Source organism: Streptococcus cristatus, from assembly GCF_003943535.1.
Taxonomy (GTDB): domain Bacteria; phylum Bacillota; class Bacilli; order Lactobacillales; family Streptococcaceae; genus Streptococcus; species Streptococcus cristatus_L.
Map to the genome: position 1 here is coordinate 1 of NZ_RJPU01000003.1, position 11,691 is coordinate 11,691.

General features: G+C 43.6%; 9 protein-coding genes and 2 pseudogenes. 1 reads left to right on the plus strand and 10 read right to left on the minus strand.

Translation table 11 applies throughout. The features are described 5' to 3' along the window. Positions 1–169: 169 nt before the first annotated feature. Both D8790_RS05815 and rpoE read right to left on the minus strand, forming a co-directional pair. Entirely contained in the window at positions 170–652 is a 483-nt protein-coding gene (locus D8790_RS05815; protein WP_125387926.1) for a sigma-70 RNA polymerase sigma factor region 4 domain-containing protein, read from the minus strand. 188 nt (positions 653–840) lie between these two features. Then, on the minus strand, positions 841–1,431 hold the full coding sequence (rpoE, locus tag D8790_RS05820) for a DNA-directed RNA polymerase subunit delta (RefSeq protein WP_015604416.1): 591 nt from the start codon (positions 1,429–1,431) through the stop codon (positions 841–843). A 255-nt stretch (positions 1,432–1,686) separates the two neighbouring features. Here rpoE and D8790_RS05825 point away from each other — a divergent pair, with 255 nt between their 5' ends. Beyond that, a complete protein-coding gene (locus D8790_RS05825) occupies positions 1,687–2,652 on the plus strand; it encodes an aromatic acid exporter family protein (RefSeq protein ID WP_125387927.1) in 966 nt (321 codons plus the stop codon). Between the two features lie 79 nt (positions 2,653–2,731). Here D8790_RS05825 and kimA read toward each other — a convergent pair whose 3' ends face one another. The 8 genes and pseudogenes from kimA to pnp form a co-directional block, all read right to left on the minus strand. Next, positions 2,732–4,579 (minus strand): potassium transporter KimA, encoded by a 1,848-nt coding sequence (kimA, locus tag D8790_RS05830; RefSeq protein ID WP_125387928.1) that lies wholly within the window; start codon positions 4,577–4,579, stop codon positions 2,732–2,734. A gap of 288 nt (positions 4,580–4,867) precedes the next feature. Next, positions 4,868–5,260, minus strand: a complete 393-nt coding sequence (locus tag D8790_RS05835) for a Mini-ribonuclease 3 (RefSeq protein WP_125387929.1) — start codon at positions 5,258–5,260, stop codon at positions 4,868–4,870. Beyond that, a pseudogene (locus D8790_RS11080) lies at positions 5,253–5,411 on the minus strand (CysS/YqeB C-terminal domain-containing protein); the annotation flags it as partial. The pseudogene D8790_RS11080 and the gene D8790_RS05835, both read right to left, overlap by 8 nt. Positions 5,412–5,858: 447 nt before the next feature. Beyond that, positions 5,859–7,196: pseudogene (gene cysS, locus D8790_RS05845) on the minus strand (cysteine--tRNA ligase); the annotation flags it as partial. Between the two features lie 17 nt (positions 7,197–7,213). Then, positions 7,214–7,735, minus strand: coding sequence for a dihydrofolate reductase family protein (locus D8790_RS05850; protein WP_000301981.1), 522 nt, complete (start codon positions 7,733–7,735; stop codon positions 7,214–7,216). A gap of 8 nt (positions 7,736–7,743) precedes the next feature. Next, a complete protein-coding gene (locus D8790_RS05855; RefSeq protein ID WP_125387930.1) occupies positions 7,744–8,508 on the minus strand; it encodes a nucleoside phosphorylase in 765 nt (254 codons plus the stop codon). A 176-nt stretch (positions 8,509–8,684) separates the two neighbouring features. Next, positions 8,685–9,302 (minus strand): serine O-acetyltransferase, encoded by a 618-nt coding sequence (gene cysE / locus D8790_RS05860; RefSeq protein WP_125387931.1) that lies wholly within the window; start codon positions 9,300–9,302, stop codon positions 8,685–8,687. An 88-nt stretch (positions 9,303–9,390) separates the two neighbouring features. After that, positions 9,391–11,589 carry a polyribonucleotide nucleotidyltransferase gene (gene pnp / locus D8790_RS05865; protein ID WP_125387932.1) on the minus strand — a complete coding sequence of 733 codons (2,199 nt, stop codon included), beginning with the start codon at positions 11,587–11,589 and terminating at the stop codon, positions 9,391–9,393. Positions 11,590–11,691: the final 102 nt, after the last annotated feature.

Sequence of the window (11,691 nt, forward strand, 5' to 3'; positions counted from 1 at the left end):
CTCAAGCGACAACTATATCAGTATATCACCTATCTATTCCCTTGTCAACACTTTTTTGAAATTTTTTTATCTTTTTTTACAAATTTATTTCCTAACACAATCAATATCACTGATAAATCAATAACTAAAAGGGAAAGGTAACATCTCCCTCTTACCTCTCCCTTATTCTCTATATCACTGTGCTGCTAAAGTCTATTAAATATTCCTCTAACTCTCGCAGCAGTCTTTTACGTCCCTTAAACCGTTCGTCTCCTAGCAAGCGCTGGTATAACTCTAGTTGTTCTTTGTCTAACTTGGAAGTGTAGGCTGCTAACGAACTTCGAAGGGCGACTAAATCATCTAAGGCTAGTTCGCGCTTGCTCAGTCTATGACTAATGGTGCCAACTTCCTCATAAGACTGTCGATCAAACCGGCGTTTTTGGCTCTCTTGCTTGCGAAGAATGTCATGAATATGATTCCGAAATTTTGTCTTGAAGTAGCGATAAAGGCGGCTTTCATCTTGACTGATATCTGGATGGCTTTCTTCCAGCTGGTGATAAACCAGCATACCCTCTTGTTCCCAGTCACTACTCTCCCATAAATGTACATAATAATCTCGTGCACAGCGCCGGACGATCCACTGCACTTTCTCATAGCGTTCCTTGAAGTTCATGTTATCTCCTTTTTCTTTGATAATATGATTCTACAAGAAAAAATCTTCCCTCAGGGATCCTGTCCCTATCCTGTCTATTTTATACCCCAACTGGTACCTAACAAAAATATCTATGACATCTCAGGGACTTTTTATGACATGTTAGAACGCAAAAACAACTGCTTCAAAAAGCAGTTGTTTTCTGGATATTATTCTTCGTCTTCAACATCCTGATCATCGTCAGAATATTCATCGTCTTCTTCATTTAACTCAACTTCTTCGCCGAGATCATCTGGTGCTATTTCATTGATTTCAGCATCGTAGGCTTCAACCTCACTCTTTTCATCATCTGGATTGTCTTCATCGTATGAAAGAGCTGGATCCTCTTCATATGAGTCCTCATCTTCAGGATCATCATCGCTGTAATCAATTGCATCTTCGTCGCCGTCCATAAAGGCATTAACGCGTTTTTTCTTGCGTTTCTTAGGCTCGTCTTCCTCGTCCGTTTCTTCCAAAGCAATGATTTCTTCATCGACTTCGTCAATCGCATACCAAGAACGAAGACCCCATTTATTGTCACCAAGTGGAATGAAACTGCCATCTACATTCAGTTCTGTATAAAATAGAGGCAGCGCTTCTCGGATTTCGCTATTTGATTTTTCCAGATAATTTTGAATTTCATTGACAAGCTCATCGAAATACATTTCATGGTCACGCCCGCGCAATTCTAAGATGGCACGTGCTACCTCAATCATCGAAAGCTCACTTTTTTCTTGTCCTGCAAATACTTCTAATTCCAAAGTTATTCTCCTTAAGATTACACAGGCATTTAGCCAGGCATTTTTTCGCTACTTTCTATTGTACGATAAATTTGCCGTCTAGTCAAAAAAATTTCACCTAGGCCAACCGACTTTTTATCTCCAGCCATCCTACTATAATCATAGCATCTGTGAAACAGCGTCTTCCTTCAATTTATACATTGACATATTTGTCCTCACAAGTCTTCAACTAATCATGATATAATAGAAAAAACTTTGTTTAATAGAAAGAAGCTTATGCCTCTCCTCCAACGTACCATCAAACTAGCTCTTGCAACATGCCTTGCTGCTGCTCTAGCTGCATTTTTAGGTCTAAGCAATGCTATATCAGCCGGGATTATTGCTATTCTCAGCGTTTCCGACACCCGCAGAAGCACTATCAAACTAGCCCGTAACCGCCTCTTGTCTACTATTTTAGCACTAGCCATAGGGAGCATATCTTTCATCCTTCTAGGATTTAACCTTTGGAGCTTAGGGATTTATATCCTGCTCTACGTTCCCTTGGCTTATCTCTTTGGCTGGGAAATAGGCATCACTCCCAGCACAGTTTTGGTCACTCATCTACTACTGGCCCATTCTGTTTCTTGGTCTCTTTTAGCTAACGAAATGGCTGTTTTCCTTATCGGAACGGGCTTCGCTCTCCTAGCCAATCTGTATATGGCTTCGAATCAGCAAGATATTGATAACTATCGCATTCAAGTCGAAGAGCATCTAAAGAAAATCTTGCTGCGCTTTGAATATTTCTTGAAAGCTGGTGACGGCCGAAACGATGCAACTCTAATCAAGGAACTGGATACTATCCTTCAAGAAGCCTTAGCACTGGTCTATCTGGACCATTCCAACCATCTCTTTCATCAAACCAACTACCACATTCACTATTTTGAAATGCGGCAGGCGCAGAATCGCATTCTAGAAGACATGGCGGGAAATATCAATAATTGCCAATTGGCAGCCAGCGAGAGCTTGATTTTAGCACGTCTTTTCTCCAAGACAGCCCAACAGCTCAGTCAAGAAAATCCTGCTCACGAACTAGTTGAAGAAATCGAAACCTGCTTGGCTGTCTTTCGCGAACGCCCGCTTCCTAAGACTCGGCAAGAATTTGAAACCCGCGCTACACTTCTGCAACTTTTACGAGACTTGGAGACTTTTATTAAGATCAAGGTAGAATTTTATCAAAATTACCAAAAGGTACAAGCAAGTTAGCTCTGTGCTATTCCCAATAAATAATAAAAGGAGTTGAAAAATCTTCAACTCCTTTTTCTCATTCAGTAAAGGCATTTGCTCATTCTTTTAAGTGATAAGAATAACTTGCAACCACGACATCCTCATACCACTTCAGATAGTATTTTAATTTTAAACTCATCTGGTTATGCAGAATATTCTGCCACCTCTTTTTAGGTATAAACTGAGGTACTAGGACTGTCACTGTTCGTCCTTCTTTTTTGGCTCGCTTGGCCACTTTAATCACATACTGAACTGTCGGACTAATGATATTGCGGTAGCTAGTCGTGACTGTCTCAAAGCGAATATCTGGGAAGTAGTCAGCAAATTCCTCGGCGACTTCAGCATCTTTTTCAGCAGTTTCTGCTGTAGAAACGTGCATTGCCACGACTTCATCTCCGATACTGCGAGCATAGCTCATCGCACCAACACTGACTCTAGTAACATTCCCGACTAGGACAATTACTGTATTACCAGTGTAGTTCTGTCGCTCAATGTGGTCATGCAATCTCAACTGTTTAGCAACTCTATTATAATGCTGCTTGATAGATAAGAACAGCCAAGTCAAGACGATGATAATAGGAAAGAAAGGCCAGATATCTTGGAGACGGAACAAGAGCAAGATAAGGACAATCCCATAACAAATGATCGCACCAAGGATATTCGCAATCGAATGCTTCAAGAAATTATTTCCATATTTTTTCTTCCAATGGACAACCATGCCGGTTTGGGAGAGAGCAAAGGGCACGAATACACCAATCGTGTACAGGGGAATCAAGCGTTCTGTATTTCCCTTAAAGATGAACAAAAGAGCAATGGCACCAAAAGCCAAAGTGAAAATGCCATTAGAATAGCTGAGCCGATCTCCTTTTTCCATGTACATATGAGGCATGTATTTATTCTTAGCCATATTGTAGGAAAGCATCGGAAAGGCTGAGAAGCCTGTATTAGCTGCCACTGCTAAGATCAAAGCAGTCGACAATTGGAAAACATAGAACAAGATACGACCAAGGGGAGAAGTTCCCAAAATTGCTTGCGCCATCTGAGCCAGGGTCGTTACACCTTTGACTGGCACAATGCCAATCCAATAATTCAAGAAGGTAATGCCCGCAAACATGATTCCTAGAATTAAGGCCATAATCGATAGGGTGGCTGCGGCATTATGAGCTTTTGGTTTCTTGAAAAAGGGAACCGAATTGGAAATAGCTTCCACTCCTGTCAAGGAAGCAGAGCCACTAGTGAAAGCACGAAGCAGCAAGATCAAACTGACTCCAGCAATCGGACTACCAATCCGCGCAGTTGCGTGATAGTCTAGATTTCCTGTCAGGATTTGCACAAAACCGAAACCAATCAACACTAAGGTGCTGACAATAAAAAGATAGACAGGAATCATCAAGGAAGTGGCCGATTCTTTTAATCCTCGGAGATTCATTAGCATCAGCAAGAGAACTAGGAAAATAGAAATATGTAGATTGTAAGGATGTAAGACGGGAATCGCAGAGGTAATTGCGTCCGCTCCAGAAGCGACCGAAACGGCTACTGTCAACATGTAATCTACCAGCAAGCTTCCACCAGCGATTAAACCTGCCGTAGGAGAGAGGTTTTCTGTCGTCACCATATAAGCTCCTCCTCCTTGAGGATAAGCATGAATAACCTGACGATAGGAAATCGTTAAACTCGCTAACAAAATCAATACGACAATTCCTATGGGAAGCGACCACCAAATGGCACCAACAGAAACAGAAGTCAAGACTAAAACAACCTGCTCTGGTCCATAAGCAATCGAAGATAAAGCGTCACTGGAGAGCATGGCTAAAGCTTGCATCTTAGTCAATAAATGGCCATCTTCTCCCTCTTTTCCAGATTTTAATGGGCGTCCAATAAAAAAGCCTTTTAACTTGGCAAACATAAGTTCCTCCTTTAAAACATGAGCCATTCTACTCTTTTTCAGAAAACATGTCAATACTTTTCCGAAAATAAATTTCAACCTCCTACTTTTTATCCAATAATACATTTAAAGTTTCAAACTCAATCTTCTATAAAATTTTCCAGTTTTTCTGTAGACAACATGCTTGTTTATATAGGAGCATCAAAAAACGAGCTTTATGTAAAACTCGTCTTTGATATATAAATTTCTTGAATTTTAGTGGTTGTTAGTAAAAGAATTCTATCTCAGAATAAATAAGATAGCAGCGAATCAGGACGAAGCCTCTATTTTCAGAATACACCAGTCAATCAGTTCTTCCAGTCGCTCAATGGCTTCGGTCATATGCAGGTAACCCATGACTGCCTCAAAGCCAGTAGACATACGGTAGGTGACGATGTCCGTATTCTTAGCCTTGGTGTGGCTATTAGCATTACGGCCACGCTTGTAGATATCCTCTTCCTTCTCCGTCAGAATTCCTTCTTCCAGCATGACAGAGATGAGATTGGCCTGAGCCTTGGCAGAAACGTACTTGGTCGCTTCCCTGTGCAGCTGATTTGGCTTGGTCAGCCCTTGAAAAATCAGGTGACGCCGGATATACATGGAGTAGACGGCATCCCCCTCAAAAGCGAGGGCAATGCCGTTAATCAGGTTGACATCAGTCACGTGTCCACCTCACTCCGTCCTTAGTATCCAAAAGCTTGATGCCCTGAGCGGCCAATTCATCCCGAATACGGTCTGCAGTCGCAAAGTCCCGATTAGCCCGCGCTTCTTGGCGTTCTCGGATTAAGGCTTCGATATTAAATTCTAACAATTCAATAAATTTTGGTATAACTGTAACACCATATTCTGCCCCAACAATACTACAATAGTTTAGATATTCTTGTGTTGTCTTAGTAATCTTTGTACCAAAAACACACAAGATAATAATTGAATTAGTGTCCTTTTTCATTTCTCTAGTTATATTCACAATTGTTTTCAAAAACTTAACAGCTATCCTATCATTTCTAGAAGCCATTACTTCAATATAAATTTTATTATTTTGGAAACAACCTTCAATATCAGCTCCTAGATTTCTCTCAGCAAACAACCAATTCCAATACGGTAATTTCTTTCTTAGGTATGAAAACAGATTTTCTTCTATCATCATACCTGTTTCTTTGCTTGATATCCCTACCAAAGTTTGCGGATTGTTTATGTAGTCCTCTATATCATCTAGATAAGATAAAACTTTCGAAATTTCATTATTGTTTTTATTATCTAGCCTCCAAATCGCCCCACCTTCTGTCTCTTGAAGCACTATATTTCTTCTTAGAAGAGCATTTTCTTTCTTTTCAGCAGCTATAAAATCGCTTTTTATTATATCTTGTTCACGTCGATTTATAATATCTACAACAGCATTTCTCTCTATCAGCTCTTCTACAAAGACGATACCAAAAACTTCTAAGAGCTTGGCAAAGGCTGCCTTAACTTCAGCGGTGTAGTTGCCAGAGTTGATCCACTTGGCTAGCTCGAAGACAACTGTGATACCATTAGCCGCATTGAAATCTTCGTCCATAGCAGCGGTGAACTTGTCCAGAAAACTCTGAAGCTGAGCAGAGTCTGCCTGACCAGTGAAAGGCTGCCCATAGGTATTTTTCAAATACTTGAGATTGGTTGCTGCATCATGAACAGCTTTTTCTGTGAAATTAATCGGCTTGCGGTAATGCTGGGTAGCAAAGAAGAAACGCAACACCTGACCATCAATGGTCTTGAGGGCATCGTGGACAGTTATAAAATTGCCTAGAGATTTGGACATCTTGACGTCGTCGATGTTAACAAAGCCATTATGCATCCAGTAGTTAGCAAAAGTCTTGCCTGTTTTTGCTTCTGACTGGGCAATTTCATTGGTGTGATGCGGAAACTCCAGATCGGCTCCCCCACCGTGGATATCAATGGTATCGCCCAAAATCTCTGTCGACATGACCGAACACTCGATATGCCAGCCCGGACGACCAGGTCCCCAAGGACTGTCCCAAGAAATCTCGCCCGGCTTAGCCGCCTTCCAGAGAGCAAAATCTACCGGATTTTCCTTACGAGCAGTCTCATCATCTGTCCGACCAGAAGCACCCAACTCCAAGTCTGCCAAGGTTTTGTTGGCTAATTTGGCATAATCACGAGACTTTTCGACGCGGAAGTAGACATCGCCCTCTGATTCATAGGCGTAGCCCTTGTCAACCAAGTCCTCAACAAAACGGATGATGTCAGCCATAAACTCCACCACCCGCGGATGACGAGTCGCAGGTTTTACACCCAGAGCTGAGACATCCTCACGAAAGGCCGCGATGTACTTGTCCGCAACCTCCTGAGGCGTGATACCTTCTTCCTTGGCACGGTTGATAATCTTATCATCCACATCCGTAAAATTGGAAATATAGTTGACTTCAAATCCCCGATACTCAAAATAACGGCGAATGGTATCAAAAGCCACCGTCGATCGGGCATTCCCTACGTGGATATAGTTGTACACGGTTGGCCCACAGACATACATCTTGACCTTACCGTCCTCGATAGGGACAAATTCTCGCAAATCACGAGACATGGTGTCGTAAATTTTAATCATGCGGTCCACTCCCTTCTCTATTTCTGACTTTTTCGGCTGAAAACCAGCTCTGCAAATGGGCCAAATTGTCTGAGGCTATCCAGTTGGTAAAAGCGCTGCCCTTCCTCTTGGGTAAAGAGGGGAACCCCCTTTCCTAGGATAAGGGGTGCTATCTGAATAATGAGGTGGTCGAAAAGATCCGCATCCAAGAGCGGTCCTACCAAGGAATTACCACCAATCACAAAGACATTTTTGCCTTTGTCAATCTGGCGAACAAAGTCCACCACATCCCCAGCTACTGGCTGATAATTGCTGACAGGCAGGTGCCTATCATGCGTAAAGACGTAGTTTTCCGTAGCTTGATAAAAACTTTCTACATCTTGCAAATCTTGGATTTCCTCAAAGGTCCGCTTGCCCATGATGGTGATATCCATTTGCCTGTAAAAGTCATCATAGCCTGTATCCTCTACAGAACCAAGCTGATGCAGCCAGTCTATCCTGTGCTGGCTGTCTGCCAAGTAGCCATCCATGGTGATACAGCCGTAAAAATATACTGCCATTCTTGTAGTTACCTTTCTAGTTCCTTTGCTATTGTCAAAGCGATAGTGAAAAAAGTCATGGCATCAGCTGTCCGCTCTTCATGGCGGGCATCCCAGATTCTGTTATGGTGATCCACGTAGTCAGCTGTGTAGAAGAACTGATAGACCTTGGTCTTGCGAAATTGACTCCAAGCCATGATAGCCGAAGCTTCCATGTCCACCACTTGGGCTCCAGCAGCCAAGCGACGCTTGACCTTATCAGGCGTTTCTCGATAAAAGGCATCAGTCGTCCAAGACTTGGTGCGGATATGCTCGATATTGTGCTTGTCAAAGATGGCTTCCAGCTCGATCAGCAGAGACTCGTCATAGGCTACTTCGTCACCCGGTGGGGCATAGTGATAGCTAGTTCCTTCATCTCGCAAAGCAGCAGCCGGCAGGATAATCTTGTCCGCCTCAATGGAGCGATCTAAAACGCCACAAGAACCTAGAATGATGAAATTCTTGAAGCCTCTGGCCGCCAACTCCTCCAGCTGGCCGACTATCATGGGAGCTCCAATCGGAGCCAACATAACTGCTAGCTTGCTAGGTTCTTGCCCATAAATATAACATGGATGCTGTCCGTTGATGCTTTTCAAATAGCCTCCTTGATAGACTTTTTCTGACTCAATCAAACGTTTCAGAATTTCGCTATTAAAGGACAGGATGATGGTTTCACATACCTCACCCTTGTCATGGACTGGCTTTTCAGTTGGCTCAATGACTGCTGCTACATCTTCAAATTCCTCTAATAACATAACTTCACTTTCTTTAAGACTTTAGCAAAGCCATCCTCGTCTTTTTCTTTGACAGCAAAGTTTGGTCTCATCTTTTCGGCTTCACTTATAGTGAGCCCATTGAGCTACAGTTTGCCAAATTATTCCTTGACAAGACCTCCGTAAGATGTCTTGTTACTGTTCAAAACAAGTCTTTCTTAGAGCTCCGACGAATGATGGCTGGCTTCGCGGGCATGCTCCAGCTTATCCAAATAATATTCTCGCTGTTCTTCCACCTCGTGGATGGTTGGCTCATCTTTCTGACCATGAACACGCACGATCTTAGCCGGGATACCAACTACGGTTACATCACTAGGTACATCTGCAACAACAACTGCTCCAGCTCCAACTTTGGCATTTTCACCAATTTCAACTGGGCCAATGACTTGAGCATGAGCAGAGACCAAGGCGCCCCGACGCACAGTCGGATGCCGTTTCCCTGTATCCTTACCAGTTCCGCCTAAGGTCACACCATGATACAGAAGCGCACCCTTTTCCACGACGGCCGTTTCACCGATAACCAATCCACCACCATGGTCAATGAAAACACCTGACTCAATCTGAGCACCTGGATGAATCTCAATCTGAGTCCAGAAGCGCCAAAATTGGCTGTGCATGCGTGCCAGTAGCTTAAAGCCTTTCTTCCAGAGGAAATGAGAAAGACGGTGGGCTGCCAAGGCCTTGACACCTGGATAAGTCAGGATGACTTCCAGCGAAGTACGAGCAGCCGGATCATTTTCTTTTACAATCTCAATGGCTTCTTTCCACCAGCCCATCTTCTTCTCCTTTCATTAGGTAAAATAAGGGAGTAGGCTCCATACAAAGAACTTTGCAAGGTAATCGAGCCTGATCTCTCCCTTTTCATTATTCTTCCGATTTAGTTTTAGGGGCGTCTTCATGTTTCTTATGAAAATGCCCTTTTTCCTGATGTTTATCGTGGTCTCTCTTTGGCTTGTCAGGCTTAGGCGGACGTGGCAAGAGAGCTTTCATAGAGGCATCTACGCGGCCTTTTTCGTCAATCTTAATGACCTTAACATCGACAAAATCACCAATTTGTACCAAGTCTTCGACATTATTGGTTCGAGTCCAAGCCATTTCAGAGATGTGAACGAGGGCATCGGTCTTGTCAAAGAGGTTGACAAAGGCACCAAATTTCTCAATCCGAACAACCTTGGCATGGTAAACTTCATCCACTTTAGCTTCGCGGACCAAGCCAGCAATGATTTCCTTAGCACGATTAATGGCCGCTTGGTCACTAGAGTAGATGGATACATTGCCCTCTTCATCAATGTCAATTTTAACACCAGTCTCAGCGATAATCTTGTCAATGGTTTCTCCGCCTTTACCGATGACAATTTTAATCTTGTCCACATCAATCTTGATGGTATCAATTTTCGGAGCAGTTGGAGCCAATTCAGGACGTGGAGCCGGAATCGTCGCTTCAATCAAGTCCAGAATTTCAAAGCGGGCTTTCTTAGCCTGAGCCAAGGCTTCTGTCAGGATCTCAGCTGTAATTCCTTCAATCTTGATATCCATCTGCAGGGCGGTAATCCCTTCGCGAGTACCAGCTACCTTAAAGTCCATATCACCAAAATGGTCTTCCAAACCTTGAATGTCCGTCAGAACCGTGTAGTTGCTGCCATCTGAAATCAAGCCCATGGCAATTCCGGCAACGGGCGCCTTAATCGGCACACCACCAGCCATCAGAGCTAGGGTGCCCGCACAGATAGAGGCTTGGGAGGAAGAGCCGTTCGACTCCAAGACTTCTGCTACCAGACGGATCGCGTAAGGAAACTCTTCCAAGCTAGGCAAGACTTGCTCCAAGGCACGTTCCCCAAGAGCACCGTGTCCAATTTCACGACGACCAGGAGCCCCATAACGGCCTGTCTCACCGACAGAATATTGCGGGAAGTTATAGTGGTGCATGAAGCGTTTCTTGTATTCTGGATCTAATCCGTCAACGATTTGCGTTTCGCCCATTGGTGCCAGAGTCAGAACAGACAAGGCCTGGGTTTGACCGCGAGTAAAGAGACCAGAACCATGCACGCGCGGCAGGTAATCCACTTCCGCATCCAGCGGACGGATTTCATCAACCTTACGGCCATCAGGACGGATCTTATCTTCGGTAATCAAACGGCGAACTTCTGCATGCTCCATTTGCTCCAAGATTTCAGCCACATCACGCATGATACGGTCGAATTCTTCATGGTCCGCGTATTTCTCTTCATAAACCGCTGTGACTTGGTCTTTGACAGCCTGAGTTGCGGCTTCACGCGCTAGCTTTTCTTCTACCTGAACAGCCTTTTGCAAATCGCTGTTGTAAGCTGCGACAATCTCAGCCTGCAACTCTTCATCAACATGCAGCAATTCTACTTCTGCTTTTTCCTTGCCGACCGCTGCAACGATTTCTTCTTGGAAGACAATCAATTCTTTGACTGCTTCATGCCCTTTGAGAAGAGCTTCCAGCATGATATCTTCAGACAGTTCCTTAGCTCCGGATTCTACCATGTTGATAGCCTCTTTGGTGCCAGCCACTGTCAGTTCCAAAAGTGAAACTTCTTTTTGCTCCTTGCTAGGGTTAATAATAAATTCACCATCTACATAACCAACTTGAACTCCTGCGATAGGGCCGTTAAAAGGAATATCTGAAATAGAAAGAGCCAGAGAGCTACCGAACATAGCAGCCATTTGAGGCGAAGCATCTTCGTCATAAGAAAGAACAGTATTGATAACCTGAACTTCATTGCGGAAGCCTTCCGCAAACATAGGACGAATCGGGCGGTCAATCAAGCGGGCAGTCAAAGTCGCATCTGTTGATGGACGGCCTTCACGTTTGTTAAAGCCACCAGGATATTTCCCAGCCGCATACATTTTTTCCTCATAGTTGACCTGCAATGGGAAAAAGTCCCCCATAGCCATCTTTTTGGACATGGTTGCCGCAGTTAGAACGGTACTTTCTCCATATCGAACAACGGCGCTGCCATTTGCCTGCTTTGCAACCTGACCGGTTTCAACTACCAGTTCACAACCTGCAAAAACGGTTTTAAAAACTTGTTTTGTCATAAAGACTCCTTGCCGAGCACATGCTCAAATTTTTTCATACGCCTTGGCTACAAAGATCAAGATACTAAGCCTTTAAACAACTTATCGGACGTGTTCGGTTAG